At 69.2% G+C, this 26,336-nt stretch carries 31 protein-coding genes and 2 pseudogenes; 13 read left to right on the top strand and 20 right to left on the bottom strand.

What is annotated here, in order from left to right; translation table 11 throughout:
* Position 1 precedes the first annotated feature (1 nt).
* The 4 genes from ACWDXC_RS38865 to ACWDXC_RS38850 form a co-directional block, all read right to left on the bottom strand.
* Positions 2 to 379, bottom strand: a complete 378-nt coding sequence (locus tag ACWDXC_RS38865; protein WP_449990891.1) for a hypothetical protein — start codon at positions 377 to 379, stop codon at positions 2 to 4.
* A 526-nt stretch (positions 380 to 905) separates the two neighbouring features.
* A complete protein-coding gene (locus ACWDXC_RS38860; RefSeq protein WP_219504551.1) occupies positions 906 to 1,391 on the bottom strand; it encodes a GNAT family N-acetyltransferase in 486 nt (161 codons plus the stop codon).
* Positions 1,391 to 1,747 (bottom strand): MmcQ/YjbR family DNA-binding protein, encoded by a 357-nt coding sequence (locus tag ACWDXC_RS38855; RefSeq protein WP_219504548.1) that lies wholly within the window; start codon positions 1,745 to 1,747, stop codon positions 1,391 to 1,393. Before ACWDXC_RS38855 ends, ACWDXC_RS38860 begins: the two co-directional genes overlap by 1 nt.
* Positions 1,748 to 1,780: 33 nt before the next feature.
* Complete coding sequence (locus tag ACWDXC_RS38850) at positions 1,781 to 3,184, bottom strand: alpha/beta hydrolase family protein (protein ID WP_449990887.1); 1,404 nt, start codon at positions 3,182 to 3,184, stop codon at positions 1,781 to 1,783.
* 79 nt (positions 3,185 to 3,263) lie between these two features.
* Between ACWDXC_RS38850 and ACWDXC_RS38845 the strand changes: the two genes are divergently transcribed.
* Complete coding sequence (locus ACWDXC_RS38845; RefSeq protein WP_219504544.1) at positions 3,264 to 3,833, top strand: ArsR/SmtB family transcription factor; 570 nt, start codon at positions 3,264 to 3,266, stop codon at positions 3,831 to 3,833.
* Positions 3,834 to 3,913: 80 nt separating this feature from the next.
* Here the strand turns inward: ACWDXC_RS38845 and ACWDXC_RS38840 are convergent, their stop codons facing one another.
* Positions 3,914 to 4,438 carry a helix-turn-helix domain-containing protein gene (locus ACWDXC_RS38840; protein WP_449990884.1) on the bottom strand — a complete coding sequence of 175 codons (525 nt, stop codon included), beginning with the start codon at positions 4,436 to 4,438 and terminating at the stop codon, positions 3,914 to 3,916.
* A 113-nt stretch (positions 4,439 to 4,551) separates the two neighbouring features.
* Here ACWDXC_RS38840 and ACWDXC_RS38835 point away from each other — a divergent pair, with 113 nt between their 5' ends.
* The 3 genes from ACWDXC_RS38835 to ACWDXC_RS38825 are packed head-to-tail and all read left to right on the top strand — an operon-like array spanning position 4,552 to position 7,753.
* Positions 4,552 to 5,907, top strand: a complete 1,356-nt coding sequence (locus ACWDXC_RS38835; protein ID WP_449990881.1) for a serine hydrolase domain-containing protein — start codon at positions 4,552 to 4,554, stop codon at positions 5,905 to 5,907.
* Positions 5,908 to 5,960: 53 nt separating this feature from the next.
* Positions 5,961 to 7,085: a winged helix DNA-binding domain-containing protein gene (locus tag ACWDXC_RS38830; protein ID WP_449990878.1), complete on the top strand. Its 1,125-nt coding sequence runs from the start codon at positions 5,961 to 5,963 to the stop codon at positions 7,083 to 7,085.
* Positions 7,086 to 7,123: 38 nt separating this feature from the next.
* Positions 7,124 to 7,753 carry a hypothetical protein gene (locus ACWDXC_RS38825; RefSeq protein ID WP_449990876.1) on the top strand — a complete coding sequence of 210 codons (630 nt, stop codon included), beginning with the start codon at positions 7,124 to 7,126 and terminating at the stop codon, positions 7,751 to 7,753.
* Here the strand turns inward: ACWDXC_RS38825 and ACWDXC_RS38820 are convergent.
* Positions 7,686 to 8,669: a GNAT family N-acetyltransferase gene (locus tag ACWDXC_RS38820; protein WP_449990873.1), complete on the bottom strand. Its 984-nt coding sequence runs from the start codon at positions 8,667 to 8,669 to the stop codon at positions 7,686 to 7,688. The genes ACWDXC_RS38825 and ACWDXC_RS38820 overlap by 68 nt on opposite strands.
* Before the next feature lie 108 nt (positions 8,670 to 8,777).
* On the opposite strand from ACWDXC_RS38820, the gene ACWDXC_RS38815 reads away from it, so the two are divergent.
* On the top strand, positions 8,778 to 9,344 hold the full coding sequence (locus ACWDXC_RS38815) for an RNA polymerase sigma factor (RefSeq protein WP_449990870.1): 567 nt from the start codon (positions 8,778 to 8,780) through the stop codon (positions 9,342 to 9,344).
* Positions 9,337 to 10,512 (top strand): CU044_5270 family protein, encoded by a 1,176-nt coding sequence (locus tag ACWDXC_RS38810; protein WP_449990867.1) that lies wholly within the window; start codon positions 9,337 to 9,339, stop codon positions 10,510 to 10,512. The genes ACWDXC_RS38815 and ACWDXC_RS38810 overlap by 8 nt, the downstream gene beginning before the upstream one ends.
* Here ACWDXC_RS38810 and ACWDXC_RS38805 read toward each other — a convergent pair.
* A complete protein-coding gene (locus ACWDXC_RS38805) occupies positions 10,509 to 11,132 on the bottom strand; it encodes a DUF2306 domain-containing protein (protein WP_449990865.1) in 624 nt (207 codons plus the stop codon). The genes ACWDXC_RS38810 and ACWDXC_RS38805 overlap by 4 nt on opposite strands.
* 92 nt (positions 11,133 to 11,224) lie before the next feature.
* Here ACWDXC_RS38805 and ACWDXC_RS38800 point away from each other — a divergent pair, with 92 nt between their 5' ends.
* Both ACWDXC_RS38800 and ACWDXC_RS38795 read left to right on the top strand, forming a co-directional pair.
* The gene (locus ACWDXC_RS38800; RefSeq protein WP_449990862.1) at positions 11,225 to 11,641 is read left to right on the top strand and encodes a VOC family protein; all 417 of its coding nucleotides are present in this window, start codon (positions 11,225 to 11,227) and stop codon (positions 11,639 to 11,641) included.
* Between the two features lie 84 nt (positions 11,642 to 11,725).
* Positions 11,726 to 12,691, top strand: coding sequence for an ankyrin repeat domain-containing protein (locus ACWDXC_RS38795; RefSeq protein ID WP_449990859.1), 966 nt, complete (start codon positions 11,726 to 11,728; stop codon positions 12,689 to 12,691).
* Positions 12,692 to 12,965: 274 nt separating this feature from the next.
* Here ACWDXC_RS38795 and ACWDXC_RS38790 read toward each other — a convergent pair whose 3' ends face one another.
* The 7 genes from ACWDXC_RS38790 to ACWDXC_RS38760 all read right to left on the bottom strand — a co-directional run bounded on the left by ACWDXC_RS38790 (position 12,966) and on the right by ACWDXC_RS38760 (position 16,366).
* Positions 12,966 to 13,265: a helix-turn-helix domain-containing protein gene (locus tag ACWDXC_RS38790; RefSeq protein ID WP_219504518.1), complete on the bottom strand. Its 300-nt coding sequence runs from the start codon at positions 13,263 to 13,265 to the stop codon at positions 12,966 to 12,968.
* Entirely contained in the window at positions 13,265 to 13,603 is a 339-nt protein-coding gene (locus ACWDXC_RS38785) for a type II toxin-antitoxin system RelE/ParE family toxin (RefSeq protein ID WP_449990855.1), read from the bottom strand. Before ACWDXC_RS38785 ends, ACWDXC_RS38790 begins: the two co-directional genes overlap by 1 nt.
* 368 nt (positions 13,604 to 13,971) lie before the next feature.
* On the bottom strand, positions 13,972 to 14,388 hold the full coding sequence (locus ACWDXC_RS38780) for a DNA-binding protein (protein ID WP_449990852.1): 417 nt from the start codon (positions 14,386 to 14,388) through the stop codon (positions 13,972 to 13,974).
* Complete coding sequence (locus ACWDXC_RS38775) at positions 14,364 to 14,675, bottom strand: hypothetical protein (protein ID WP_219504514.1); 312 nt, start codon at positions 14,673 to 14,675, stop codon at positions 14,364 to 14,366. The genes ACWDXC_RS38780 and ACWDXC_RS38775 overlap by 25 nt, the downstream gene beginning before the upstream one ends.
* Positions 14,676 to 14,791: 116 nt before the next feature.
* Complete coding sequence (locus tag ACWDXC_RS38770; RefSeq protein WP_449990849.1) at positions 14,792 to 15,175, bottom strand: hypothetical protein; 384 nt, start codon at positions 15,173 to 15,175, stop codon at positions 14,792 to 14,794.
* Between the two features lie 370 nt (positions 15,176 to 15,545).
* Positions 15,546 to 15,899, bottom strand: a complete 354-nt coding sequence (locus tag ACWDXC_RS38765) for a hypothetical protein (RefSeq protein WP_449990846.1) — start codon at positions 15,897 to 15,899, stop codon at positions 15,546 to 15,548.
* Entirely contained in the window at positions 15,896 to 16,366 is a 471-nt protein-coding gene (locus tag ACWDXC_RS38760) for a hypothetical protein (RefSeq protein ID WP_449990843.1), read from the bottom strand. The genes ACWDXC_RS38765 and ACWDXC_RS38760 overlap by 4 nt, the downstream gene beginning before the upstream one ends.
* Positions 16,367 to 16,503: 137 nt before the next feature.
* On the opposite strand from ACWDXC_RS38760, the gene ACWDXC_RS38755 reads away from it, so the two are divergent.
* Positions 16,504 to 17,595, top strand: a complete 1,092-nt coding sequence (locus ACWDXC_RS38755; RefSeq protein ID WP_449990841.1) for a hypothetical protein — start codon at positions 16,504 to 16,506, stop codon at positions 17,593 to 17,595.
* Positions 17,596 to 18,021: 426 nt separating this feature from the next.
* Complete coding sequence (locus tag ACWDXC_RS38750; RefSeq protein WP_449990838.1) at positions 18,022 to 18,582, top strand: SMI1/KNR4 family protein; 561 nt, start codon at positions 18,022 to 18,024, stop codon at positions 18,580 to 18,582.
* A 185-nt stretch (positions 18,583 to 18,767) separates the two neighbouring features.
* Here ACWDXC_RS38750 and ACWDXC_RS38745 read toward each other — a convergent pair whose 3' ends face one another.
* The 4 genes and pseudogenes from ACWDXC_RS38745 to ACWDXC_RS38730 all read right to left on the bottom strand — a co-directional run.
* Complete coding sequence (locus tag ACWDXC_RS38745; RefSeq protein WP_449990835.1) at positions 18,768 to 19,052, bottom strand: hypothetical protein; 285 nt, start codon at positions 19,050 to 19,052, stop codon at positions 18,768 to 18,770.
* 108 nt (positions 19,053 to 19,160) lie between these two features.
* Entirely contained in the window at positions 19,161 to 19,715 is a 555-nt protein-coding gene (locus ACWDXC_RS38740; RefSeq protein ID WP_449990832.1) for a PIN domain-containing protein, read from the bottom strand.
* 3 nt (positions 19,716 to 19,718) lie between these two features.
* Positions 19,719 to 20,174: a helix-turn-helix domain-containing protein gene (locus ACWDXC_RS38735; protein WP_357584684.1), complete on the bottom strand. Its 456-nt coding sequence runs from the start codon at positions 20,172 to 20,174 to the stop codon at positions 19,719 to 19,721.
* 337 nt (positions 20,175 to 20,511) lie between these two features.
* Positions 20,512 to 20,610: pseudogene (locus ACWDXC_RS38730) on the bottom strand (peptide-methionine (S)-S-oxide reductase MsrA); the annotation flags it as partial.
* 40 nt (positions 20,611 to 20,650) lie between these two features.
* On the opposite strand from ACWDXC_RS38730, the gene ACWDXC_RS38725 reads away from it, so the two are divergent.
* The 3 genes and pseudogenes from ACWDXC_RS38725 to ACWDXC_RS38715 all read left to right on the top strand — a co-directional run.
* Complete coding sequence (locus ACWDXC_RS38725; RefSeq protein WP_449990829.1) at positions 20,651 to 22,159, top strand: recombinase family protein; 1,509 nt, start codon at positions 20,651 to 20,653, stop codon at positions 22,157 to 22,159.
* Between the two features lie 585 nt (positions 22,160 to 22,744).
* The gene (locus tag ACWDXC_RS38720) at positions 22,745 to 23,734 is read left to right on the top strand and encodes a replication initiator (protein WP_449990826.1); all 990 of its coding nucleotides are present in this window, start codon (positions 22,745 to 22,747) and stop codon (positions 23,732 to 23,734) included.
* Positions 23,733 to 24,227, top strand: a pseudogene (locus ACWDXC_RS38715) (replication initiator); the annotation flags it as partial. The gene ACWDXC_RS38720 and the pseudogene ACWDXC_RS38715, both read left to right, overlap by 2 nt.
* 99 nt (positions 24,228 to 24,326) lie before the next feature.
* On the opposite strand, the gene ACWDXC_RS38710 reads toward ACWDXC_RS38715, so the two are convergent.
* Together ACWDXC_RS38710 and ACWDXC_RS38705 are read right to left on the bottom strand one after the other, a co-directional pair.
* Positions 24,327 to 24,803, bottom strand: a complete 477-nt coding sequence (locus tag ACWDXC_RS38710; protein ID WP_449990823.1) for a hypothetical protein — start codon at positions 24,801 to 24,803, stop codon at positions 24,327 to 24,329.
* A gap of 7 nt (positions 24,804 to 24,810) precedes the next feature.
* Positions 24,811 to 26,046 carry a helix-turn-helix domain-containing protein gene (locus tag ACWDXC_RS38705; protein WP_449991054.1) on the bottom strand — a complete coding sequence of 412 codons (1,236 nt, stop codon included), beginning with the start codon at positions 26,044 to 26,046 and terminating at the stop codon, positions 24,811 to 24,813.
* Positions 26,047 to 26,336 lie beyond the last annotated feature (290 nt).

The raw sequence follows: 26,336 nt of genomic DNA, 5'->3' as shown, positions 1-26,336 counted from the left end.
ACTAGACAATTTCGTCCAGTAGCTGGTCCAGCAGCCGGCCTGTGGGCTGCGCCACGTCCGCCGCGTACTCGTCCAGAACCGCCAGAGCGTCGCCCAGCTCCACGGCGGTCCGGCGGGGCAGATCCAGCAGCGGCTCGCCGTCGAGAGTGACCGCGCCGTCGACATGCAGCACGCCGCCTGATGCGAGGATGGAGACCGCGACGGTGACCTCACGGCCGTCGGGCAGGGTGAACATGACGCCGGTACGGGCCCCGGCGGGCGGGAGGAAGGCGGCGAACGGCGCGCTGCGCACGAACGGGTGATGTAACTCGGCGAGGATTCCCGAGGCCCGGCTCAGGCCCGCCAGGAGCGCGGCCGCGGCCAGACTGTCGCTGTCCACCACAAAAGCGTAGATCACCCCGCCCCCAAATAACCAGGCGATCCCATCCACCCCGCCGGATCCCACAGATCCCACAGATCCCGCCAACTACCCCCGGCCCCCGGCGATCCCCTCCGGACCCCCGAGCCCCAGAGCACCTCAGCTCCGCCCCCCGGGAAGCCCAGGACCCCCGAATCCCCCCAGCCTCCCCGCATCCCCCCGCCCCCCGTCCCGCCGCCCCAGCGCGAGGCGGGCGCATCCGGAAGGCGCCCGCCGGTCGGTGGAGGCCGCCGCATCCGGCAGGCGCCGCCGGTCGGCGGAGGGAGGCACCCCCAGTCGTAAGCGAGGCGCCCGCACCGGAAGGCAGCGCCCTGGAGGCGGCGTCAGCCGGTGGCAAGGCGGCCCGCATCCGGGCGGGCGCGTCAGCCGGCGGCGAGGCGCTACCAGTCGGTGACGGAGGCGCGCCCGCACCGGAAGGCAGCGCGGCCGGGAACGGGCGCGATGGGGAAGGCGGCGCGGCCGGGAGGGGCGCGGGCGGGAGGTGGTGTCAGTCGGTGGCGAGGCGGGCGTGGCGTTCGACGTCGTAGCGGATCCCGTCGTAGTGGAGCTTGCCGCGCTCGACGCCCTCCGGGCGGAAGCCCGCCTTGGTGGCCACCCGGCACGAGGCCGGGTTGTCGGTGCGGTGCCCCAGCTCCAGCCGGAACAGCCCGCGCTCGCCGAACGCCCATCGGGCCAGCTCGGCGGTGGCCGCCGAGGCGACGCCGCGCCCCCGCACCTCGGGCACCGTCCAGTAGGACACCCAGCCGTTGTCGTGCCTGTCGATCCCCGTCACCGCCACGTTGCCGACGACCCGCCCGCCGAGCGTGACGGCGAACGCGTGGCCCACGCCGGTCCAGGAGGCGATCCAGCCGACCGCGTCCTGGAGCGTGACGACCGGCCAGGACGCCTGAGTGGCCATGTCCGGCGACCGGAAGGCACGCAGCACCGCCGGAGCGTCGTCCTCACGCCACTCTCTCAGCCCTATCTGTCCCATTACTGACCGATTTTATGGGCCTCCTCGAAAGCGGTGACGAGGTGCTTGGGCGCGGTCAGGCACCACGCCTCGGCGGTCAGCTCGAACAGCTCGTCCATCTCGATCCTGTCGAGGTGGACGACGACCCACCCGAAGCGCCCGGCGGTGAACTGGATCTCGAACACCTCGGGCCGCTCGGCCACGAGCGCGAGCTGCTCCTCGATGGTGGACTTGAGCCCGACGGTCTCGGTCTCCTCCCACAGGTAGCCGAAGCCCTTGTCACGCACCTTGAGCGCGACCCAGCTCCCGCCGTCGCTCGTGCGCACCTCCGGCAGGCTGTCCAGCATGGTGAGGAATTCATCGACGGTCACACCCATGTGCTCCTGTGTAGCAAACGCCGCCGACAGTTCCTAAGGGATCAGCAGCCCCCAGTAGAAGGCCCACGGGACGAAGACCAGGCCGCCGGCCAGCAGCACGCCGAGCCGAATCTTCTCCCCTCCGGCCGGCGTCCGCCGCCAGGCGAGCGCGACGAGCACGGTGGCCACGACGACCGCCACCGCCAGCACCTGGAGCGCCAGCCAGATCACCGGCCGCCCCGCCAGCAGGGGACCGGGTGAGGCGAGCTTCCCGCCGCTCATGACCACGCTGAACAGGTAGCCGAACCCGCCCAGCACCGCCACCAGCCCGCCCACGCTGACCAGGCGGGCGGCCCGGCTGGCGGGGGCCCGCGACGCCCCACGCAGCCGCCTGACCAGCGCGACCACCGGGTAGGCGAGGAACGCCACGACGAACAGCACCAGCGCGGCCGTCTGCACCGGAGCCGACTCCCACCAGGCAGGCGGCTCGACGGGCCGGGTGCGCGACGCCTGCTGTGGCTCGGGGCCTGACACGTCGGCCGTAGGCGCCCTGCCGGCGACGACCTGCTCGACCCAGGCGCCGACCGCGTCGGCATAACCGGGGGCGAGCTCGGGCAGCCGTGTCACACCGCCGTCGGGGGTCCGGTGCGCGGCGTGGTCGGCGTCGGCGACGAAGCGGAACGCGTACTGCCGGTTGCCGCCCTTCTCCAGGGCGGCGGCCATCACGGGCGGGCTCTCCTGCGGCGGCGTCAGCAGGTCGTTCGTGCCCCAGATCGACAGCACCGGCTGGCGCACCGCCGCGAGGACCGCCTCAGCGTCGTGGTACGGCTCGGGGAACAGGCCGCCGTCGGCGATGGCCCGATACAGGTTGTGCTCGGCCCGGTCCACCAGCGACCCGGACACCCCGGCCTTGCGCAGCCCGGCGGCCACGGCCCAGGTCTGCTGGCGCAGCGGCTGCAGGGAGTTCGCGCCGACGAGCACCACGAACGCGATCTCCGGCGACCGCGACGCCGCGATCGGGGCGACCCAGCCGCCCTCGCTCAGGCCCCAGATGCCGACCTTGCCGACCCCGTCCTGCTCGCCGAGGGCGGCGACGGCGCCGAGCGCGTCCCCGGCCAGTTGCTCGTAGGAGCGCTCGAAGAGCGAGTAGCCCTCGGAGCGCTTGTCGTAGATCAGCACGGACATGCCGCGGCGGGCGAACTCGACGGCCTCGCCCATCAGCTTGGTTCGGGGCGTGCCCGTACCGGCTCCGTGCACGAGGACCATCCCGGGGCGCTCGCCGGGGGTGCGGGGGGACAGGACGGTGCCGTGCAGGGTGAGCCCGCCGCTGCCGCGGAAGCTCACCTCCGTGGCGGCCAGGTCGGACGGGACGGCCGGCTCCGGCTCGTCGGCGATGGCCGCCGCGGGTGTGGCGACCAGCGCCAGCACGACCGCCAATGCGGCGAAAAGTCGTCTCATATCGCCGAATATAATCTGCAGAGACTTCTCGGCAGAGAGTTCTCTGCAAATCTCACTCGCAAGGACTAGACTGATCGTCATGAAGGATGAGGAGCCCGAAGAGCCTTCCCTGCTCGACCCGGAGAGACTCAAGGCCCTCGCGCATCCCATGCGCCGGCTGATGCTGCGCCACCTCGGCATCCACGGCCCCGCCACCTCCACCACCCTCGGCGAGCTGCTCGGCGCCAAGACCGGCACCACCAGCTATCACCTGCGCCAGCTGGAGAAGCACGGCCTCATCGAGGAGATCCCCGAGCGCTCCGCCGGCAGGGAGCGCTGGTGGCGCAAGTCCGACAGCCCCCGCGACCTGCGCCTGCCGACGGCCGACCAGCTCGCGCCCGAGGACCGGCCGGTGCTGGCGGAGTTCCAGCGCATGGGCCTGGAGGAGGACCGCGAGCTGCTGGAGCGCTTCCCGGCCGCCTACTACCGCGACCCCGACTGGGCCAAGGCGTCGCGCGGCATGGGACGCATGACCAAGGAGGAGTTCGCCGAGTTCTTCGACGCCTACATCGCGCTGCTGCTGAAGTACAACCACCGGCCCGAGGACGCCCCGCCCGGCGCCCGGCCCATCCACGTCCGCCTGTTCGCCCTCCCGGCCGACGAGGACTGACCACGACCCCGACGGAGCGGATCACCGGCCCCTTACGGGGCGCGATGCCGGCCCTCGTCGCCCTGATGTTCGACCGCTGATCAGGGGCGCGGCTGCGGGATCGTCACGACGCCGAGCGTGATCTGCCGCCGCCCCTCGGCCGGCCCCTTCTCCAGCAGCGGGCCGATCAGCTCGCGCAGCCCCGCGTGGATGCGCGCCACGTCGCCGGGGTCGGCCCACAGGTGCACCAGCGTGTACGTGAGCCCGTCGGCGACCGGATCGTCGGGCGGATTGCCCAGATAGGCGTGCGCCTGCGCCATCAGCCCGGTCACGAACGCGGTCACCGCCCGGTCATGGTCGGCCGGGGTCAGCTCCCCCGGATCGGGCAGCGCGCCCTGGACCGCGCTCTCGTCCAGCTCGTAGGTGTGCTCGACCGCGCCCCGCACCTTGCGTTCGCCGGTGACGTGGACGACGCCCGCGTCGGTGAGCCACCGGATGTGCCGGTAGAGGCTGCTGTAGGGCACCTCGGGCAGCGCCTGGCGGAGCTGCGTGCCGGTGCGGGGGCCGAGCGCCAGGATCTGCACCACCCGGACCCGTACGGGGTGCAGCACACCTACATCGCTCACTGACGTCCTCCCGATCTCCCGACCCCGGAATCGTAGCGCGGCCGTGGCCATTGATTTCATTTCTGGCTATAGTCTCAAAAGTGAAGTCAATCGTTCCCGGAAGGACCCTCGCCATGCCCGATCTGCAAGAACGCCTCACCACGCTCGCCGAACGCCACCACGTCCCCGGAGCCGTGATCGCCGTCCTGCACGACGACGCCGTCACCGAAGCCGCCACCGGCACCCTCAACCTGCGCACCGGCGTCCCGGCCACCACCGACTCCCTGTTCCAGGTCGGCTCGATCACCAAGACGTGGACGGCCACGCTGGTCATGCAACTCGTGGACGACGGCCTGCTCGACCTCGACCGGCCGATCCGCGACCGGCTGCCCGGCTTCACGCTGTCCGACGAGGACGCCGCCGCCGCCATCACCGCGCGCCACCTGCTGGCCCACACCGCCGGCTTCTCCGGCGAGGACCTCGACGACTACGGCCGCGGCGACGACGCGATCACCCGCCTCGTCGCCAACCTCTCCCGCGCCGCCCAGATCGTCCGCCCCGGCGCCCTGTTCTCGTACAACAACGCCGGCTTCGTCGTCCTCGGCCGCCTGATCGAGGTGCTGACCGGCCAGAGCTGGAGCCAGGCCGTGCACCGGCGGCTCATCGCGCCCCTCGGCCTGACGGCCACGGTCACGCTGCCCGAACAGGCGCTCCTCCACCGGGCCGCCGTCGGCCACGTCGAGGCGGGAGGCACGGTCCAGCCCGCGCCCGTGTGGTCGCTCCCCCGGGCGCTCGACCCGGCAGGCGGGCTCTGCATGTCCGCCGCCGACCTGCTGGAGTTCGCGCGCCTGCACCTCACGCTCGGCCTCGCCCGCGACGGCTCCCGCCTGCTCTCCACGGCCTCCGCCGAGGCGATCCGCACCCACCAGTCGTCCCCGCCGCCGCTGTCGGGGTTCCCGGCCTCGTACGGGCTCGGCATGGAGCTGTACGCGTGGGACGGCCGCGCGGTGATCGGCCACCACGGCGCCACCATCGGCCAGACGGCGTTCCTGCGCATGGTCCCCGACACCGGCACCGCCGTGGTGCTGCTGACCAACGGCGGCGCGCCCGCCGCGCTCCACGACGAGCTGCTGCTCCCGCTGCTGGCCGAGCTCACCGGCGTCCGCCCGCCCACCGCCGTGACGCCGCCCGCCGTCCCGGTCCCCTTCGACCCCGGCCGGTACGTGGGCGCGTACGACATGGGCCTGGCCACCATCCGCATCAGCCACGAGGGCCGCCCGTCGCTCACCATGACGATCGTCCCGCACGGCGCCATCGCCGAGGCCGTGGTCACCAACCCGGTCACCACGCTGGTGGCGCTCGACGACACGCACTTCGTCGAGACCGAGCCGGACGGCGGCCTGCATCGCGGCGTCGCCTTCCTGGACCCCGGCGCCGACGGGCGCTTCCGCATCCTGCACAACAGCCGGGCGCTCCCCCGCACGGCCTGACCGCCACGGCCGGTACCCTTTCCCGACATTTCACGAAAGGACAGGTCACCGGCATGCCGCTCACCGCCCGGCAGCTCAACCGGGCCACCCTCGACCGGCAACTGCTCCTGCGCCGCGCCCCGCTCGGCGTCAGCGACGGCATCCGCCGCATCGCCGCCCTGCAGGCCCAGGAAGCGGCCTCGCCCTACCTGGCCCTGTGGAACCGGCTGGCCGGCTTCGACCCGGCCGACCTCGACGCCGCCTTCGCCACCGGGACCGTCGTCAAGGCGACGCTGATGCGCATCACCCTGCACGCCGTGCACGCCGCCGACTACCCGGCCTTCCACGGCGCGATGCGGGCCAACCTGCGTGCCGTCCGGCTGCACGACCGCCGCTTCACCTCGACCGGCCTGACCGCCGACGACGCCGACGCCCTGCTTCCCCACCTGGCCGCCTTCACCGCCGCCCCGCGCACCGCCGCCGAGATCGAAACCCTCCTGGAATCCCGTCTCGGCGAGCACGGCCGCCGCATGTGGTGGGCGCTGCGCACGTTCGCGCCCCTGCGCCACGCCCCCACCGGCGGCCCCTGGTCGTTCGCCGGCCGCGCCTTCGTCGCCTCGACCACACCCCCGACCTCGGAGGACGACTCCCTCCGCCACCTGGCCCTGCGCTACCTGGAGGCGTTCGGCCCCGCCACGGCGCCCGACCTCGCCCAGTTCACCCTGCTCGGCCGCCCGGCCGTCCGCCGCGTCCTCCAGTCACTCACCGGCCAGGTCGTCGAGCTCGACGGCCCCGGCGGTGTCACGCTGTACGACCTGGCCGGCGCCTCCCTGCCCGCCGCCGACACCCCCGCCCCGCCGCGCCTGCTCCCCATGTGGGACAGCATCCTGCTCGCCTACGCCGACCGCAGCCGCGTCATCCCGCCCGCCTACCGCCCCCTGGTCACCCGCCGCAACGGTGACGTCCTGCCCACCCTCCTGGTGGACGGCCACGTCGCCGGCGTCTGGCGCCCGGTCGACGACGGCATCGAGGCAACGGCCTTCCACCCGCTGGACGAGGAGACCTGGCAGGCCCTCGCCACCGAGGCCGCCGCCCTGGCGACCTTGCTGGCGGCCCGCGACCCGGCCACCTACCGCCGCTACGCCCACTGGTGGACCAAACCCCTCCCCGCCGCCCAGGTCCGCATCCTCCGGGGCTGACGGCGAACAAGTGCGGCATTCGGGGCATCCAACCTGGCATGTTGATCACGTTGCTCGCCGCCACGCTGGCGCTGTCGCCTGTCCAGGTGCCCAAGAACTTCCTGCTGACCGAGAAGGAAGCCCGTACCCCGCTGTCCGAGATGGAGAAGTCGGAGGTGTGGTGGAAGATCAGCGACAGGAGGACCGCGCCCCTCACCCTGAACCCGTGCGGCCGCAAGCGCGTCCCGGCGGCGGGCCGGGCGGCGGCGCGTACGATCACGCACGACACCAGCGCGCCCTCGCACTCCGCCGAGCAGCTCGTGATCCACCGGAGCGAGGCCGCCGCCAGGAGCGCCATGCGCGGCCTGCTCGCCGACGCCCGCCGCTGCCGCACGAAGCCGGACGGCAAGCCGTACTCGTGGTCCGACGACGGGAAGACGCACTGGGAGGTGGCGCGCACGCGGGTGGGCGACGAGGCGGCGGTGATCCGGCTGATGATGTACGACAAGCTGAACAAGGAGTGGGCGCCCCTGCTGTCGGGCATCGCGGCGCGCAAGGGCCGGGCGCTGATCCTCTACACCGGCGACCTGGACACCCTCGGCCACTCGCGGAAGGGCGCGGTCAAGAAGCTGCGCGCGTCGGCCTCCCGCATGGCGGCCAAGGTGTGCTCGCTGCCCAAGGTGTGCTGACGGGCAGGTCGTCGGACAGGTGGATGCGGATCTCCGTGTTGCGGTATCCGGCGCGCCGGAACGCGGCGGCCATCGGCGCGTTGCCCACGTCGGTGGTGGCCGTGACGCGCGGCTCCCCGTTCGCCGCGTGGAAGCGGGTGATCTCGGCCAGCACCTCGTCCACGTAGCCGCGCCCGCGCAGCTCGGGAACCACACCGAGGTAGCCGACGTTCCGGTTGTACGGCGTCGCCGACGGGATGGCCAGGCCCGCGACCTCGCCTTCCGGTGTGTACGCCAGCCGCCACCACGCACGCTCGCCCGGCGCGTCCAGGTAGAACCCCATCTCCTCGCGGGCCGTCGCCTCGACGCCGTTGGCCGCCACGCTCGCCCGGGTGTGCGCGTCCAGGCTGCCCTCGGCGATCCGTGCGAACACGGCCAGGAACTCCTCGTCGGACGCCTCGGCGAACCGCAGCGTGCCTGCCGTCGCGGGCACGCCGTCGGCGGGCGTCCACTCGAACTGCAGCCGTTCGACCTCCCTGGTGAGGCCCGCGGCGTGCGCCGCCGCCCGCCGCCACGCCACGGCGGGGTCGTCGCGCCGGTCGCCGGCCACCTTGATCGCGTACTGCACCGGCTCCCCGAACCCGGCCAGCGCGGCCCGGACCAGCTCGGCGGCGACGGCGGCGCGATCACCGGCGGCGGGGTCGACGTCGAGGCAGTCGAGCGCGATCGGATGCGTGCTGTCGCCGCGCCCCCACCACAGCGCCCGGCCCACGACCCGGCCGCCGTCCTCGGCGATCCACGTCCATTCCGGCCGGTACATGCCCTCGGCCAGCTCCGCGAGATAGCGGTCGGCGTCGATCCACCCGACGGGCTCGGTCACCGTCCAGGCGGTCACCCGGTCGAGGTCGTCGGTGTTGACGCTGCGGTAGGAAATCACCTCCGCACCCTAACGGCGGGACGCAACCGGGGAGCGGCCATCGGGATAGAGGGATATGTCAGCGTCTCGGACACGAGAGGAATCCATCATGGGGCTACGGCCGGCGTGGTGAGCCGACCCGCGGAGCAGCTCGACGACGCGGCGATCGTCGCCATCTCCTCGCACGACCCCGAAGCGTTCGGCGAGCTGTTCCGCCGCCACGCGCCGCGCCTGCACGCCTACGTCAAGCGCCGCCTCGGGCCCACGCTCGCCGACGACGTCGTGGCGGAGACGTTCGCCACGGCGTTCCGGCAGCGGGAACGGTTCGACGGGCGGGCGGAGTTCGCCGCCTGGCTGTGGGGCATCGCCGCCAACGCGATCGCCAGGCACCACAGGCAGGAGACCCGCATGTACAAGGCGTTCGCCCGCACGGGCGTGGACCCGGCCGAGGACGGCATCGCCGACCTGGTCGGCGACCGCGTGGCCGCCGCCGCGCACGCCCCCCGCCTGGCCAGGGCCCTCGCCACGCTGAACGCCCAGGACCGCAACGCCATCCTGCTGCTGGCCTGGGGCGAGCTGTCGTACGCCGAGATCGCGGCGGTCCTCGGCCTGCCCCTCGGCACCGTCAAGGCCAAGATCCACCGCGCCAGGGCCAAGCTCCGCAAGGCCATCCCGAGGGAGGACCACGATGGATGAACTGAACGCGCTCCGCCGGATGCGCGTCTCCCTGGCCGAGCAGGAGAGCCCGGAGACGCTCGCCCTGCGCGCCGACTGGCGCGCCACCCCGCCGCGCCGCCGCCGGGCGCCCGTGATGAGCATGCTGGCGGCTGCCGCCCTGGTCGCGGCCACACTGGTCGCCGTCGCCCTGCCATCGTCTCGGGACGAATCGCCGCGGGACGACCGGCCCGCGCCCCTCCCGGAGAACGCCCTGCTGGTGGCCGCGGCCAACGTCCGCGCCGACCCGCCCGGCACGTACTGGCACACCACCCGCGTCAGCGGAAAAATCTACGCAATCGGCACGAGCGCGGCGAACCACTACAAGGTCGATTCCAGGATGCGCTACGACCAGTGGACCGACCGTACCGGCGCCTCCTGCACCGCGCTCCGGGACCTGCCCGCCCGCCCCTGGACCGCCCGCGACCGGCGCAGATGGCAGCAGGCGGGCTCGCCCGCGAAGGTACGGGAGCCCGGCGGCGGCACCCTGTTCTTCGAGGCGTCCGGCCACGAGCCGGCCTGCCGCCGGATGAGCGACCCGCGCGTCCACGGCATGACGCCCCGCGACCTGGCCGCCCTGCCCACCGACCCGGAGTCGCTGAAGGAAGCCCTGCTCGACCTCGAAGGCAACTGGGAGGTCTACACCCCGAAGGTGAAGAGGCAACCGATTCGCGCCCTCGACGGCGAGGCCCGCGTCCGGGCGCTCAGCGACGTGGCCGGCACCCTGCTGGCCCAGGCCCCCGCCCCACCGGCCGTCCGCGCCGCCGCGTACCGCATGCTCGCCACCCTGCCCGGCGTCACGGTCGAGGGCCGCGCCCCCGACCCCCTGGGCCGCACCGGCGTGGTGATCTCCCTGCCGCTGGAGACGACCATCCCCCTCGGCACCTCGACCGCGCCGCAGCAGCTCGGCACCTACCGGCGCCAGTGGATCATCGACCCCGCCGGCGGCACCCTGCTGGCCATGCGCGACCTCGTGGCGACACCCCCACGCGGCTCCCGCGCCCTCCCGCCCGGCGACGACGGCAAACCGCGCCGCCTGACCGCCGCCACCCAGCCCGAACGCTTCCACCAGCCGGGCGAGGTGTCCGCGTACGAGACGTACGAGGTGGAATGGACCGACACGCCACCGGAGAGCGGCCGGCCTGGCTAGCGGGCACCCCGCCGGACCACCCATTCAGCCACCACCACATTGATCACCCACCCGGCCCCGAGAAGCAGCGCCTTGGCCGACTCCCCCGGAACCCCCACCACGGAAACCCACAGCGCCTGCGTGAACGCCTGGGTCCCCGCCCCCAGGCCGATGGCGTACCCCCGGATCATCCACGCCCGATGCCGGGCGACCTCCCGCCGCCGGATCGCGGCGAACCCGAGCACGATGCAGACGGCCATCGCCGTCCCGAACCCGACCCTGATGCCCACCAGCAGCCCCCCGTCCTCAGGACGAACGGCCATCCACACCCCCGTGAACGCCGCGACCAGCCCGAACCCGACCAGCCCCCGCCCCACCCGCCGATGCCAGCCGTTCCCCCGGCGCCCCCGTAACGTCGGGACGAACTGGAACGCCCCCAGCACGGTGTACGCGGTCACGCAGAGAATGTGCGACACCAGCGGCACCGGCATCCCGGAAGCCGCGCTCTCCGGCATGCCCACCGGCCCCCCGGCCAGCTCGACCATCCGCATGCCCCCCGCGACCAGCGGGACGGCACCGAGCCCGATCAGCCCGGCCGGAACCCGCCACCCGCCACGCGTTGCCGCCTTCGCATCCCTCATGCCTCCGATGGTGACGACCGGCGCCCCGAACCACCTCAGCCATAAGATCCCGCCCCGAACCGTACTTTCGGCTGATGAGACAGTGACCAAGCATGGACACCACCGGGATGCTGCACCACGTCGAAATCTGGGTCCCCGACCTCCACCGGGCCCGGACCAGCTGGCAATGGCTGCTGGAATCGCTCGGCTACGTCGCGTTCCAGAGCTGGGCCGACGGCCGGAGCTGGCGCCTGGGAGCCACGTACATCGTCCTGGAGCAGTCCCCCGCACTCACCGCCGACCACCATGACCGCTCCCGCCCCGGCCTGAACCACCTCGCCTTCCACGCCGGCCCCCGCGCCCGTCTGGACGCGCTGGTCGAACGAGCCCCCTCCCACGGCTGGAAACTGATGTACGCCGACCGCCACCCGTACGCGGGCGGAAGGCAGCACTACGCCGCCTACCTGGAGAACGAGGACGGCTTCGAGGTCGAACTGGTCGCCACCACCGAGCCCTCTGAGCTCAGGTGACTCCTGCTGCCCGGCGAAATTGTCCTTGCCCTCCGCCATGATTGCTCCGCTCGCACCCGCTCACGTGATCCCGAGGGAGCCGTCATGACCGCCAACGCATCCGCCGGATGGTCCGATCTGGGGTGGCACTCCTGGGACGACCTCGCCCTCGTCCGCGCCAGGCTCGACGCCGGCGCCGACCCGAACGACGGGGCGTACCCGTACACGCGGCCCCTGCACGCCGCGGCGGAACGCGGCTCCCCGGAGGTGGTCGCCGAGCTGGCCGCCCGGGTCGACGACGTCGACGCGGAGTGCGAGGGCCGCACCGCGCTCTGGGATGCGGTCTTCAACAAGCGGCCCGGGAACGCCCGCGCCCTGGTCGCCGCCGGAGCCGACCCGTGGCGCCCCATGATGAACGGCTGGTCGCCCGGCCGCCTCAGCCTCGCGGGCCCCACCCCCGGCCTGTTCTTCCCCTTCCCCCAAGGTCACCCGAGCCTGACCGACGCGGAGGCCGCCGCCGTCGCCGAGGCCGACCGCCTGATCGCCGTGCTGGAGGAGCTGGAGGACGAGGACGGCTTCAGCCTGGCCTGCGTCCGCGGCATCACCGCCGCCGAGGCGGCACGCCGCCTGGCCGCCCAACCCGCCGACGAGGCAGAGGTGGACGAGATCCTCGAAGACCCCTTCCACGACGAGGCACTGCGGCTCATCGGCGTAACCGACGTCCCCGGCGGCTGCGTCGTCAGCCAGTCGTCCGGATACATGGCCGACGCCCCCGGCGTCATGAAGGCCCTCTCCGCCGGCACGGTCGCGTACGGCATGTTCGCCAACCCCAAGAGCGGCAACCAGGGCTGCGTCTTCCGCGACGGCGAGGTCGTCGACTGGGACACCCACCCGGGCGGCGGCACCGTCTCCCCGGACGCCTCGGCCGAGGAGATCCTGCTCGAGTTCCTGTACGAGGGCCACGCCGAGGCCTACTGCTTCGCCGCCGCCGCCCTCCGCCCCGCCGACACCCGCTCCCTCACCAGCCCCGACACCCACCTCCGCCTGCCAGAAGCCGACTACTGGCCCTGATCCAACCGCTTCGGCGGGTGCCCCGTGACCCGGCCTCCGCGTTCGGGCTCATGGCGCAACCTGTACCGGCCCGAAGTCCCCACTCGTAGGCCGGCGCGCCTCGGCGTATCGCGCAGGGTCAGCCTTGATTCTGGCTGTGGCCTGCCAGCCTGCGATGATCTCATGGGCGACGCCGTCGACATGCGGCTCGGCCTCGTCGGAAAGTGCTCCGCCGAGCTCCAGCTCGAAAGCACGAAGTTCGTCGGGAGCCAGGTGGCGAACCCACGGTTCACACTCAGGCCGCAGGAGCACGTGGAAGGATCCGTACTTCCAGATCGGCGTCCAGAGCTCGGGCCAGACGCTCGAGGACCGGCAACGTCGGAACGGTGCCTCCAGCCTCGAAACGAGCCACGGCCGACTGCGTCATGTCGGCAGCCCGAGCCAACTCGCTCTGGCTCCAGCCACGGGATTCCCTCATGCGCCGCACTGCCCGACCGAGTTCGAAGGCAAGACGAGTCGCATCGTAAGCCTCGGCCGCACCCGGCTCGGACAGCCGTCGATCCCGGAGATCGGCCCAATCGGTCCGCTCGGTCATCACCACTCCTCGTCCACCGAGTGCGCCTCGTCCCTACAGCGGTACAGCGCCCGCCGCGCCCGGTCAACTTCTCGATCTTCCCTCATTCGCGTTTTGCGGAAAACGGTCAGAAGGATGACCCGCCGCTGCGGTGCGATCCAGTAACTGATCCGCATGGTCAGATCATCAAGGTAGAACCGTAGCTCGCGCAGCTTGCCATCAAGCTGTCGCGTGTATGGGTCCCCGAGGAGCGGACCCTCCGCCGCCAACAAGTCGATGTAAAAAGCCGCACGCGCGAACGACTCCGCCGATAGCTTCTCCAGGCCACTCCCGAACCTCCGGCTCGAGCTCCACGGCACCCCAGGCCATAGCAACGATGCTATGGCCGCGCGAGCACAGCGTCCTGCGATTACCAGGATTCGGCTAGTAAGAGTCACGTACCTGAGTCGCCCTGCAAACCGCTACGCCTCACCGGGCCTCAAGCCGACCGGCCAGGCCAGGCCAGGCCACGCCCTTGCCAGTGCCGCAGAAGGAGTCCCCATGCCCGCACCTCACCCACCAGAGTTCCGGCGCCGCGCGGTCGAGCTCGCGCGCCAAGGCGACAAACCACTCGTCCAGCTCGCCAAAGACCTGCGCGTCAGCCGGTCGTGCCTGCAGAACTGGCTACGACAGGCCGACGCCGACGACAACCGCGGTGCCGCCGACATCTGTGCGGCCCTCACGCAGCCTAGACAACGACCACCTGCACTGCTTTCCCGCACAGCTTGCTCATGTCGTCCTCATCAGACGCCAGGACGACGGCAGGGCGCACCGAACGCAGCGCGGTGGCCGCGACCACGGCGTCAATGGCGTACTTGTGCCCGTGCAGCCGGGCATCTCGAAGAAGCTCGATCGCTCGCGAGGAGATGTCCTCGGTCACCGGTTCGATCTTCAACCGGGACAGATACCACCTGAGACGATCCCCTTTGACCCGAACGTCTTGCGCCTCGATCGGCGTCATGGCGCTGACCACAACCCGAAAATCGTTGTCCTGCGCCTCCCTGACGAACGCCGTCACCCGCTGGTCTGCCTCGCACCACTTCACCAGCCCCTCGCAATCGAGGACGACAGTGCCCGCGCTCAACCGGCTTCGTGCGCGCGCCATGAGTCCTCCTCTTGGAGTTCGGGCGCGGACTTCACGTGGCGGAACAACTCCGCCGCCTCGTCACGCAAGTCCTGCGGGATGGGCCCGGAGGCGGCCTCGTTCACCTGCAGGGCTTCCTCCAGAAGGTCCCGCTCGATCTGACGCTCCACAGCGGCATCAACGTAGGCGGAAAACCCGCGGGCCCCGACCCGCTCTCGGACAGCGCGGATGTTGCCCGTTCTCAGAGACACACTGACCTTGGCGGCCGGACCGTCCCCCGGCCCGAAGTCTCGCTCTGGCATGCTCATGGCCTGAGTTTACTACTCGAAGTAGCAAAACACTGGATCCGCTCTGGTGGCTGGTGAGCCCACCTGGCGTCACGCCTAGCGGAACTTGTCGCCGTATCGGATATCCCCTGCGGTGATCAACGGCTCATGCCGTAAGCGGCGGCCACATCACAGGCCAGTTCCACCTGCTCCCGAAGCACGTCACCCACAGCGCCGTACACCTCGACCGAGATCACCGAGCCGCCCACCGCCTGCGCCAGCCTGAGATCAAGCCTCGCCGTCTCCCCGACGAGCGGATAGCCGTGCCAGCGTTCTTCCTGCTCATCGTCGGTGCTGGACAACCCCGTCTCAACCGCCTGCCAGTCGAGATCGTCGAATTCGTACCCGATGAGCGACGCGAGGATCTCACAGAAGACCCTCGCGTTCTCCTCCTTGATCCACCCAGAGAAGGGACGCCGACACCGACGCCAGGCGGCTACCAGCCCGGAGGCAGATGGTTCGGCCTTCGAGTCCACCACCATCGGGTCTCGCGCCCCTCGGCAAGAGACCGCCAATACTGGGCGAGCTCAGCCCCGCCGTCGTCGTACGTCACAGCGCGATAGCGGTCGTCGAGACGGCTCAGCCTGCTGACGACCCTGGTGCGAGCCGCCCCGTGCAGGGTCTCGCAGCAGTCCTCCAGAGCATCCCGACAGGTCAGATCATCGAGGAACTCATAGACCATGCAAGAGCCCTGACCAGGCCACCCCTCCATGTCCTCGATCAGCCCCTCCCACCGCCTGAGTGCCCGGAGAACGCCATGGCCCAGCTCACCGGCCTGTGATTCATGTCCGGGCAACCTGCCCTCCCCAGGATCAAGACTCAGAGCCCGAAGCCTCACGCGACAACAGCCGCCTACTCGGTGTCCTTCGGGTGTCGAGGTGATGCGTAGATCACCCAGACGGTACGAGTGTCGTCATCGATGACGTAGCGGACGCGTCCGCCGCTGGTGACCTCGAACTCCCACTGCTCCAGATCCTTGCTGTTGTGACGATGGATCGCGAGGTCGCCACGTAGCCGATGTTGCCGATCATGACCCGCGCCCGTTCGAGGATCAAGCCGCAGGGTCTCGAAGCACCGACGCGTATTGGCCAGAGCATGGCGGCACAGCTCTTCCCAACCCCGGACTGCCTCGCTGGTACCGAACCGGACATCCCATTCGCCATCGGGAGGCGGCACCGTCACCCGGTCTCCGCGCTTCGGGCTCATGCAGAAACCTGCACCGGCCCGAAATCACCGCTCGTTCCCTTACGCGCCTCGGCATAGTGAGCAGGATCCGCCTTGATCCTGGCAGTGGCCCGCCAGCCCGCAATGACCTCCTGGCTGGTGGCGTCGACGTCCAGCTCAGCCGCATCGGAAAGGGCCTCGACCAACTCCAGCGTGAAGGCTCGCAGCTCGGTCGAAGACAGGTGGCGAACCCAGGGAAAAACCTCGGGCATGGCGATGACCAGGGCCCGTGCGGTGGGATCATGCTTGATCAGCGCGAGGAACAAACGAGACGCGGTGGCCAGAGTCCGTTCGCGCTCTTCTTCGCGATCCGCTGCGGTCAAGTAGAAGTCCGGCGCGTCTCGGTGCGTGACACGCACCCGCCCAAGGCGTGCCGCACGTTCGGCTACCGCTCGCGGATTTCTCGACAGATCAGAGAAGGTCACTGCGTCGGCATGACTAGCGCTCACCTCAGCAGTGTATGTCAGAACACAATCTGATGTGCGCTGTACCGAAGGGCAGCGACGGCCTCGACCGCAGAAAGGCTGGACAAAGCGGGTGACTTCACGCCATCTGCACCATCTGAGGCCTGTGAAACCATGCGACTGTGCCAAACGATGCCATTCACGGGGGTTCCAACCAGTTCGCCGCTCGTCTCGTGGCCACCGCCGCCGCTCCGCTCGACCCCGCCTCGGCGGACGGCCCACAGGTGCTGCACTGGCCCGGGCGCAGGCTGCTGGTGCAGCGTGGGGACACCGAGCTGGCCGTCCGCGACCTGGACGGGGAGGGGACGGAGGTCCGCTTCCCCGCGCCCTGGCCCCGCCGGTACGGCTCGGTGGCGGTCTCTCCCACCGGCGATCTCGCCGTGTTCGCCGGCGTGCACGCGCTGCGAGCCGTGGATTCGACCGGCACCGTGCGGTGGGAGATCCGGCACGGTTGCTGGTCCGCCGCCGAGTGCACCAAGGCTCATGCCTCGTTCTCCGAGTACGCCGACGACTACCACCACGGCCACGCGGACAGCGGCTCGGCGGCCTTCTCCTCAGACGGCAAGCTCCTCTGGGCCCACATCCGCAACCACGCGAGGCGCGACGTCCACGAGGAATGGCTGATCCTCGACCCCGCCGACGGCACGGTGCTGACCCGGGCCGAGACGATGACCGTGGGATCGGGCTCCATCCACTTCCCCCATCCGAACCCGGCGTACATGGGGCTGACCATCGGCGAGGGCGAGGAGAACTCGCCCGTGCTGTGGGGACACTGGGACGGCGCGAACCTCACCGTCCAGCGGTTCGTCGAGGAGGTCCTCCTCGCCGTGAGCCCGTCCGGGGAGCACTTCCTGACCACGGACCTGGGGCAGTGGACCCTTTACCTGCACCGGGCGAAGGATGGCACCGAACTACGGCATCTGGACGCCGACGAAGCCGTGCCCCTTCCCCCGAGCTCGGACGACGACCGCGTCCGCTGGGACTATGAGGCGGCGGCGTTCCCCTACGACGACACCGCCGTGGTCGGCACCGAGGACCACGCGCAGGACCCCCGCCACTGGCTTGTCGACCCACGCACGATGGCCCTGCGCGGCCAGGTCGTCTACCCCTTCCCTGTCTCGGGCTCTCCCCGATCAGCGGGGCATGCCGCCTGGTACACGGTCTCCAAGGACCAGACCATCCTCCACCTGTGGGACCTGCCGCACCGGCAATGAGTCAATGGGCTCCACGCCAAGGCCCTGGCACTCGGCGACCGCACCGCGATCGTGCAGGCCCTCCTCGTCTTGCACTCCGCCGAGACCCGCCGTCAGCCACGATGAGAACGGCTCCTTGCAATTACTACGATGACCCGTGCCCACAAAGGGCAATGAGCGCCACGTTCGCGATAACGTTCGCCGCGCTGATGAGCTCCTGCGGCCGTCAAGCGCATCGGCTCGGCAGTCCGCACCGAGGCCACCGACACAGCCGTCTCGGAAATCCCTACTCAGGTAAAGAGGATTACGCCGGCCATAGAATATCCGAGGCAACAGAGGTTTCTCCTGAAGGCGCCTCTGGCCGAGGCCATGGCCCCAAGAGGACCTGACCTGGGGAATGCAGATGCAATCACCCCAAGCCACTCGGAACGGGAGACCTTCCTCGCGATGAACACCCAGTACCCATGGTCCGACCGCTTCCCCGCACGGCATCCCGCGACCGCGGCTACTGACCACCCCGCGGCCAGCCCGCTCGGCACTATCTATCCGCCGGCCACCGAAGCAGAGGTCCGCGAGATAGAAAAGCGGCTGGGTGTGGAGCTGCCGCCGAGTTACCGGCAGTTTCTCCTGTTCGCCAACGGGTGGGGCAGCCAGGACGACTGCCGCCTGCTGCGCATCGAGGAAGTCGGCCGGCTCAGTGACGTCGATCCCTCAATTGCCGAGAGCTGGTCAGAACCCAAACCCGAGAACTCATGGAGCGTGCCCGACGAGCTCTACTTCGTCTACGGACCGGAGCAGGACTCCATTCATTACAGAGCGGAGTACGTGCCCGACACCTTTCTAGCCGGGTATTGGGATGACGGAGTGGTCCTTCTCAATCCCCACATCCGCACTGCTGAAGGCGAATGGGAAGCCTGGTACCTTGCGCCCTGGAAACCCGGCGCAAAGCGTTACAGGTCCTTCTGGGACCTCGCCATGGACGAGCTGAGACTCCGATACCCGAGCTGACGTCCAGGGCGGTCAACCCTGGATCCGGGTCTACGCGTCGAACCGGGAGACTGGTTCGAGGCCTGGTTGAAGCCATCCTCGCAAGACAACCCGGACACGGCGTAATCTACCGCTCAGCTACAGGGAGCGAATCTGAGCCAGATGCGTGGGCGGTGAGCCCGCAGGCTCGGATATCCCTGCGGTTGTCAACGGCTCATGCCGTAAGCGGCGGCCACATCACAGGCCAGTTCCACCTGTCCCCGAAGCACGTCGCCCACAGCGCCGTACACCTCGACCGAGACCACCGAGCCGCCCACCGCCTGCGCCAGCCTGAGATCAAGCCTCGTGCTGGACAACCCCGTCTCAACCACCTGCCAGTCGAGATCGTCGAATCCATACCCGATGAGCGACGCAAGGATCTCGCAGAAGACCCTCGCGTTCTCCGCCTTGATCCACCCAGCGTGGATCAGGCCGAGCCGATCAGGCCTCACCTGACGTCAGGCCGACCGGACAGACGACGCCAGTCCCACCGATGCCGCAATGCACCTTGAAGAGGTACTGCTGGCGGTAGCGCGCTACAGAACCAGCTTGGGAGGACTTCAGCCCGCTCGAAGAGCAGCGACCGCTTCGACGAGGCCCGCCGCCTCCAACGCGTCGAGCACATCATCAACGGTCTCCGGCGGGCTGGTCCGTGAATCCGCGATCTGCTGCACACAAGCCCAAACGATCCTTCCGTCCAGGTCGATTTGGTCCAGCACGAAGTCATCGGGCGACTTCACCTCGATATCCCATGGCGCCAAGTCGTCGGCAGGGAAGTCCTTGAGATTCGATGTGACGATCACCCCCGCGCCCACCTTGATCGCCGCAGCCAGGACATGCCGATCATCAGCGTCGGGCAGCTTCAGCCCTTCGATCAGCGGCTCGTACCCCTCGACGAGGCAGTCTCGGACAGCGGAGTTCATCAGGCAGCGGAGCCTGCCGAGCTTCTCCGCAGGAATGTCGGGCCGGTTGATGGCAAGGTTGCGCTGCATCTCGTCAAGGATTCTGTTGGTCCACCTGGCTTGCACCCGTCCCGTCATGGCGAGGCGAATGAGCAGGTCACGCAGCGTGTTGCCGTACAACACGTTCGCATCGTAGACCACCACGAATGTCATGGCTCAGATGCCCAACTCTTGCCCCAGCGCAGCAAGTTCATCGGCCGCGGTCCGGCGCTTGGCGTCATCGCGCCGCTTGTACTCCTGAAGATCCTCGTACCTGATTCGGCGGTGCTTGCCAATCAACCGGAAGGGGATTTCTCCCGCCTCCAGAAGTTTGATCACGTACGGGCGTGAGACGTTCAGCATGTCCGCCGCTTGCTGTGTCGTCAGCTCAGCATGCGACGGAATCACCGTGACTCCGCGTCCTTCGGCTGCTTGGGCAAGGATGAAGGCGAGCAGACTCACGGCTTCGCGAGGCAGGATCAACGGATCCTCACCCCCGTGTTCTCCGGCGACCCGGACGGTCGGCTGCTCGGGATACCGCATGAGGTAATCCTTGATCCGGCGCACCGCGCGGCCGGCTACCTCGGCATCGATGCTCCCCGGCTGAACTCGCTTGGCCTGCACGTCACCCATGACGTCACCCCCTCTTCGCAGTATCCGCAACAAACGAAACAAGCGCAAGCGAAATCGCTAGCGGCTTACGGGCGCACACGGTGAAAGACGGCCGTCAACAGACGCATGGGCATGCCGCTACCCCAGGGCCCGAATTGGCGATGAAGGCGTGGATCTCCGCGAGGCCGACACAGGAAGGGGATGCCGACCGGGCGAAAACAGCCGGCCGCTCGTTCAAGCGCGCCAGGAGGACCGTATCCACGCCTTGGCCAGCATGCCGTGCCCTTGGGTGCGCTACGGCTCTTGATCGACATCGGCAGACCAGGCGATCAAGAGCTAGCATCAGCTCTCCGCAGGTCTATGCCTCGCCGGAGGTCAGACCTGCCGGACAGGCGACGCCAGTCCCGCCGATCCCGCAGTACCCGTCAGGCACCTTGAAGAGGTACTGCTGGTGGTAGAACTTAACTCTCCGCAACAATTCATGCGAGGAGAGTTACATGACCAATGTCCCAGTCGTCTCTTACGCTCGCATTTCCGCTGACATCAGGCGGGATGAGCACGGGGTGCAGGACCAGCACCGCCTCAACCGGGAGACGGCGGAACGGCACGGGTGGACGGTCGTCCACGAGTACACGGACAACGACAAGTCAGCCGCCAAGGCCGACGTCGTACGCGACGACTTCGAGGCCATGCTACGGGCTCTGCGGGCCGGCGAACTTCCCAACGGTACGGCGGTGCAAGGCGTCGTGATCGTCGCCGAAGACCGTCTCGCCCGGCGTCCCGGCGACTACGAACGCTTCGTCGAAGCGATCACCTACCAGGACGGCCGCGTGTTCGCCGATGCTCGCGGCCCGAAGGACCTCTACAGCGAGGACACCGAGAGCATGGGCCTCTTCGGTGCGGTGATCTCCAAGATGGAGGTCCGCAAGATGCAGCGCCGCATGCGCCGCTCGCATCGCACGCGAGCCGAGCAAGGACTGCCCGTCGGCGGTACGCGCCCGTTCGGCTGGAAGCCCGACCGGCTCACCCTCGACCCCCAGGAGGCACCTCTCGTACGACAGGCGGTCCTCGACCTCATTGCAGGCCGCTCGCTGCACTCCATCACGAACCAATGGCGTCGGGAGGGCGCGAAGACCTCTCTTGGCAACGAGTGGACCTCCACCTCACTCAAGATCACCGTCCAGAATCCCCGCATCTGCGGATGGCGGGAGATCAACGGCGAACTCGTCCGAGACACAGCGGGCAATCCCGTCGTCGGGCAGTGGGACCCGATCGTGACACCCGAGCAGTGGATGGCGGTCAAGAACATCTTCGATGCCCGCAGAGGTCACTACATCCACCGGGACGGGCGTATCGGCCACATCCTCACACCGGACTTCCGCGAGCCGAACTACCTGCTCACCGGCTTCCTCCGCTGCGGTCGCGCCAAGCCGGACGGTTCCCTCTGCAACACCTCGCTGCGCGTCACCCACAGCAAGGACTGCGTCCAGCACATCTACATCTGTCCCGGAAAGACCGCTGGTGGCTGCGGCGGACTCGGGCGGCGCGGCGACATGGTCGATCTCTTCATCTCGGAAGCGGTCCTCGCCAAGCTGGAGCAGGTCCAACTCGCTGCATCCACCGCGCCCGCCGAGTGGCCGGGCCAGGCGGAGTACGAGGGAGCAAAGACCCGCCTGGAAGAGCTGCGCGTCCAGTGGACGGCGGGCAACATCACCAACGAGCTGTTCTTCTCAACAGCGCCGGACCTTGAGAAGCGCATCGCCCGCCTTCGCACCGAGGCTCAAGGCTTCACCGCCGCCGCTCAACGCCGCCAAGCCCGCTCCGACACCGACATCAGCGACATCCGACGGCGCTGGTACCTGCCAGAGGAGGAAGACGGACTTCCCCTCACCATCAAGCGGTCCTACATCCGCGAAGCCCTCCTAGCCGTGATCATCTATCCCTCCGGCAAGGGACGCAGGAAGTTCAACCCCGACCTGCTTGAGCCGATCTGGCGAGAAGGTTGAGCCCAAGACGTCCAGGACGTCCCGGAAGGCTGTCCCCCTTACCCGCGGGCGACAGCCTTCTTACTTTGCCCTCGGAACCACCGGTGACAACCGGACTTCTACGGACACCCCCGGACGCCCACGGTACGTACCGGACGTCTGCGTCCGCGTCCCACCGGAACTCCGACCTGCGTAAACACGTTCTCCGAGCGGTACAACGTACTCACACCAAGAGCCACCGTCCCTCTACAGCACGACCGCAGCGAACATCTCGGCGAATCACCTCAAGGCGCATAGACGATTCCGGGCAAGCACATCCACGACCACCGATGACCCGTCGGATTTCCCGGCCCCGACGGCAGGTGTCCAAACAGAGCGCGCCATTCACCTTCTCGCCGCACTCCATTCCTGTTCTCTCGCTGCTGGTACCACCGCCAATGGCCGCTATCAGGCTGTCTTGGCGCTGGCGTCTGGTCGTGCTCGTCAGGTACGGCGGTGGCTCCCGCCCACGAGCTGAGGAGGCCACCTGAACCAATCGAACGAGCTGTCTGCCCAGGAGTGGGGCAAGCAGCAAGCCGCACGATCCCCTCGCTGGTCAGAAGAGAAATGGCAGCGCATCGCCACCGTGCTCGGCGTGTGCGTCGCCCGCCAAACCCCGCCCGACGGCTCCTCCGGGAAGGACGCCGCATGAGCGAGGTTCCTCACCTGTCACCCGAGATGCTGGCCGTGATGCAGCGAGCGGTCATGCCCGACTTCGCCCGCTGGCAACAGATGGTCCACGCCACGGGCGGCTGTGCCCAACCGATCCGGCTACACGGCGAGCGGTACACGCTGGACAGCCGGACGGGTGAAATCCTCGACATGTACCGGACCGCCGACGAACCGACCGGCTTCCTGCTCACAGCCTGCGGCAACCGGCGCGCGTCCAGATGCCCGGCCTGCTCGGCGGTCTACAGGGACGACACGTACCACCTGATCATCACTGGCCTACGCGGCGGCAAGGGCGTTCCGGAGGAGGTCAGCCAGCATCCCCGCGCGTTTGTCACCTTCACCGCCCCCTCATTCGGTGCCGTCCACGCCCACCGCGAGCAGTCCGGCCGGACGCTCCCATGCCGTCCTCGTCGGGACCGTCCCGTCTGCGAGCATGGCCGGCCGCAGAGGTGCGGTTCGCGTCACGAGCGCGATGACGTCCAGGTCGGGCAACCCCTGTGCGTGGACTGCTACGACTACATCGGAGCCGTCCTGTGGAACGCCCACGCAGGCATGCTCTGGCGGGAGTTCACCAAGACCGTGCCGAGCGTCCTGGCCCGCCTGCTCGGCATCACCCGAACGGAGCTGCGCCGGATGGTCCGCCTCTCGTATGCCAAGGTCGCCGAGTATCAAGCGCGCGGCCTGGTCCACTTCCATGCCATCGTCAGACTCGACGGACCGGACGGGCCCGCTGACCGCCCCCCGGACCGCATCACGATCGGCCTGCTCGACCGGGCCATACGCCGGACCGCCGGTCAGGTCGCGGTCCGCATAGAGGACGGACCGCCCTCGCTGGGTCCGGTGGGGCGATCAGCTCGACGTACGACCGGTCTACGTCTCAGCTGAGCTGGGCGGACTGAGCGATCAGCGAGTTGCCGCGTACGTGGCCAAGTACGCCACCAAGGGAGCCGAGTCCGCGGGCACCGTAGACCGTCCGATTCGGCATGCCGGACAGATCGCCGGTCTGGAGGTCACCGAGCACGCCCGCCGCATGATCTACACCTGTTTCAGCCTTGCCGAGCTCCAGCCCTACCGAACTCTGCTCCTGCGACAGTGGGCGCACATGCTCGGCTACCGAGGACACTTCTCCACCAAGTCCCGCCACTACTCGATCAGACTCGGGGACCTTCGACAGGCCCGCGCCGACTTCCGCGCCGAGCAAGCCCGGCTGATCACTGGCGCTCCGCCTCCCGATCCAGAGAAGACCGTGACGGTAGACGCATGGCACTATGCCGGAAGCGGCCACCGCCACGGAGAGACTTTCTGGGCCGAGGTGGCACGCCAACGGATCGCCATCGCTCGCAAGATCGCACGGGAGCAAGCAGGCGAGAACCGATAGAACCCTGTGCCTCTAGACCTAGAGAGATCACCTCTAGGTCTAGAGGCAGGCCTAGAGGTTCATTAGCCGCCTGACCAGGCGCCTAGCGTCTAGAGGTTCCTAATCTCGCCGGGCCCCATCAGGCCAGATCACCCGCACGGGCACCTCCAGCCGCCGCGCCTCGGCCACCACGTCAGCAGTCCCGCCATAGCCTCGGGCGGGCTGCCCGTCCCAGACGGCGAACAACACATCGGCGTCGTCCAGCATCCGCGCGCTGGCCGTCATGTGCGACTCCGCGGTGGACTCCACAAAGTCCAGCCTGTGAGTTTGGACCGCTCGGCCCAGCAACTCGTCGTACGCAGCATGGCACTCGCCCGGCAGCCCGTCCCGATACTCCTTGGCCGGGATCACGGCCTCCAGCACGCCGCCGAGGTCGAGTATCGCGCGAGCGAAGATCTGATCAGCCCCGTCCGCCAGGCAGGACAACCCTGCGACTTCAGGACCGTACTCCGCGAGCGCCTGGCGTACCGCCCCGTCGATCAGTACGGCGGTCTCCTCCGGCAAGCCCCGATGGCCGGACACAGCGATGCGAACCATGATTCCCCTAGATCAGAGTGGCGTGAAGGCGCTCGTCGAACGAGCGCAAAGCGCTGGACGACGGCCCGGCATACGATCGGCGGAAGTTCTTGACCCGGTGCAGGACACGCTCGGAGCCGTACGTCGTCGCCACCGTAAGCGCATTGGACGCCAGATACAGCGCCTCGTCATAGCGTCCCGACATGGCCTCAGCCGTCGCCACTTCCGTCATGAGCACACCCCGCTGCTTCGCACCGGGCTGGGCCGACGCAAGCGACTCGTTGAACGCGGCAACGGCTTCAACCGGCCGCTTGAGCCGTACCATCACCAGGGCCCGATACCCCGCCAGCTTGGCGTGATCGAACGGGAACACCCACGGCCAAGGCGGTGCAGCGGCTGCCCGCTCACCAGCCCGTACCGCCGCCTCAGCCACACTCAACGCCTGAAGCGCCGCCGCCTCGTCCCGCGCGGTCGCATGGCCGAGCGCTTCGAGACTCGACAGCCACGCACGAGCGATGGCCGGGGGCCGCTCCCCGATCTCCCGCCGTGCCCGCGCCAAGAGATTCAGTCCGATCAGCGGGTCGTTGGCGTCGATCTCGAACGCAGCCAGACTGCCGATCATGTACGCCGCCAGCAGCGCATGGTTGGCCTGTCGTGCACTGTCGACGGCGCGACGGTAGTAGAGCCGCGCCGAACCGGTGTCCTGCATATCGGCGTGCACCCAAGCCGCGAAGCCTGCCGACGCGCTCAGACCGGCTCGGATCTCGTCAGCATGCGGAGACCGCGACGCGCGGCCAAGAACCCGGCTCACGAGATCGACCTGCGCCACAGCCGGCCTGGCGAGTTCACGCGCAGGCGTGACGGACTCCAACCGACGCTGGGCGCCGGTGATGCTGGTCAGCGTGGCAGCCGTCGTCTCGTCCACATCGGGACGCTTGGGCAGGGCCACCCCCGCCAGCGCGGTCAACGCCAGCGCCTTGCCGAAATCTCTGCGCTTCGTCGGATCGTCATCCCCTCGGGCTCCGAATCGGAGCAAGTGAAGCGGCACCCCGATCTGGATGGATATCTCCCGAACCTGGTCCACAGTGAGCGGCTGACGACCACGCAACACCTTGGACACCCAACTCTGGGAGTAGCCGACCGCCTCAGCGAGCTGGCCCTGCGTCCAACCGTGCGCCCGCCGCACCTCTTCGAGGATGGTTGGTAGATCGCACTCGGCGAGAGCGGCGGCCACGACTGGCCCGGACCAGAACTGCGGCGGCATCTGGGTCACAACGATAGGTTAAGCCGCCGACCTCGACCGTACCGATATTCGTGACAGGAATACCCGTACCACCAGCAGCACTAGGCCGTTCACCTGCGGTTTCATGACGGCAACGCTCAGTACATGAACGAACTGCCGCCTCATCCTTTGGTCGCCGCACAACAACTGGCCGTTGCCCTTGCAGAGGAAGGAATCACTGAATGCTTTTCATCCTCACGCGGCCTGCGCGAGCCGGTGGTTTTGAAGGACGGAGATGGCCTTGCACAGGTGGCCGGCCTTGCACGGGCTGC

The sequence above is a fragment of the Nonomuraea sp. NPDC003214 genome (genome assembly GCF_053590035.1).
The sequence above is the reverse complement of the archived record's forward strand: the minus strand, read 5'-3'. Positions and strand labels throughout refer to the sequence as shown.

Bases quoted from the DNA above. Each gene is read 5' to 3' on its own strand.
- ACWDXC_RS38860 (WP_219504551.1), bottom strand. From the start codon at position 1,391: ATGGGACAGATAGGGCTGAGAGAGTGGCGTGAGGACGACGCTCCGGCG.
- ACWDXC_RS38855 (WP_219504548.1), bottom strand. From the start codon at position 1,747: ATGGGTGTGACCGTCGATGAATTCCTCACCATGCTGGACAGCCTGCCG.
- ACWDXC_RS38850 (WP_449990887.1), bottom strand. From the start codon at position 3,184: ATGAGACGACTTTTCGCCGCATTGGCGGTCGTGCTGGCGCTGGTCGCC.
- ACWDXC_RS38845 (WP_219504544.1), top strand. From the start codon at position 3,264: ATGAAGGATGAGGAGCCCGAAGAGCCTTCCCTGCTCGACCCGGAGAGA.
- ACWDXC_RS38835 (WP_449990881.1), top strand. From the start codon at position 4,552: ATGCCCGATCTGCAAGAACGCCTCACCACGCTCGCCGAACGCCACCAC.
- ACWDXC_RS38830 (WP_449990878.1), top strand. From the start codon at position 5,961: ATGCCGCTCACCGCCCGGCAGCTCAACCGGGCCACCCTCGACCGGCAA.
- ACWDXC_RS38825 (WP_449990876.1), top strand. From the start codon at position 7,124: ATGTTGATCACGTTGCTCGCCGCCACGCTGGCGCTGTCGCCTGTCCAG.
- ACWDXC_RS38810 (WP_449990867.1), top strand. From the start codon at position 9,337: ATGGATGAACTGAACGCGCTCCGCCGGATGCGCGTCTCCCTGGCCGAG.
- ACWDXC_RS38805 (WP_449990865.1), bottom strand. From the start codon at position 11,132: ATGAGGGATGCGAAGGCGGCAACGCGTGGCGGGTGGCGGGTTCCGGCC.
- ACWDXC_RS38800 (WP_449990862.1), top strand. From the start codon at position 11,225: ATGGACACCACCGGGATGCTGCACCACGTCGAAATCTGGGTCCCCGAC.
- ACWDXC_RS38795 (WP_449990859.1), top strand. From the start codon at position 11,726: ATGACCGCCAACGCATCCGCCGGATGGTCCGATCTGGGGTGGCACTCC.
- ACWDXC_RS38790 (WP_219504518.1), bottom strand. From the start codon at position 13,265: ATGACCGAGCGGACCGATTGGGCCGATCTCCGGGATCGACGGCTGTCC.
- ACWDXC_RS38780 (WP_449990852.1), bottom strand. From the start codon at position 14,388: ATGGCGCGCGCACGAAGCCGGTTGAGCGCGGGCACTGTCGTCCTCGAT.
- ACWDXC_RS38775 (WP_219504514.1), bottom strand. From the start codon at position 14,675: ATGAGCATGCCAGAGCGAGACTTCGGGCCGGGGGACGGTCCGGCCGCC.
- ACWDXC_RS38770 (WP_449990849.1), bottom strand. From the start codon at position 15,175: ATGGTGGTGGACTCGAAGGCCGAACCATCTGCCTCCGGGCTGGTAGCC.
- ACWDXC_RS38765 (WP_449990846.1), bottom strand. From the start codon at position 15,899: ATGAGCCCGAAGCGCGGAGACCGGGTGACGGTGCCGCCTCCCGATGGC.
- ACWDXC_RS38750 (WP_449990838.1), top strand. From the start codon at position 18,022: ATGAACACCCAGTACCCATGGTCCGACCGCTTCCCCGCACGGCATCCC.
- ACWDXC_RS38740 (WP_449990832.1), bottom strand. From the start codon at position 19,715: ATGACATTCGTGGTGGTCTACGATGCGAACGTGTTGTACGGCAACACG.
- ACWDXC_RS38735 (WP_357584684.1), bottom strand. From the start codon at position 20,174: ATGGGTGACGTGCAGGCCAAGCGAGTTCAGCCGGGGAGCATCGATGCC.
- ACWDXC_RS38725 (WP_449990829.1), top strand. From the start codon at position 20,651: ATGACCAATGTCCCAGTCGTCTCTTACGCTCGCATTTCCGCTGACATC.
- ACWDXC_RS38720 (WP_449990826.1), top strand. From the start codon at position 22,745: ATGGCAGCGCATCGCCACCGTGCTCGGCGTGTGCGTCGCCCGCCAAAC.
- ACWDXC_RS38710 (WP_449990823.1), bottom strand. From the start codon at position 24,803: ATGGTTCGCATCGCTGTGTCCGGCCATCGGGGCTTGCCGGAGGAGACC.
- ACWDXC_RS38705 (WP_449991054.1), bottom strand. From the start codon at position 26,046: ATGCCGCCGCAGTTCTGGTCCGGGCCAGTCGTGGCCGCCGCTCTCGCC.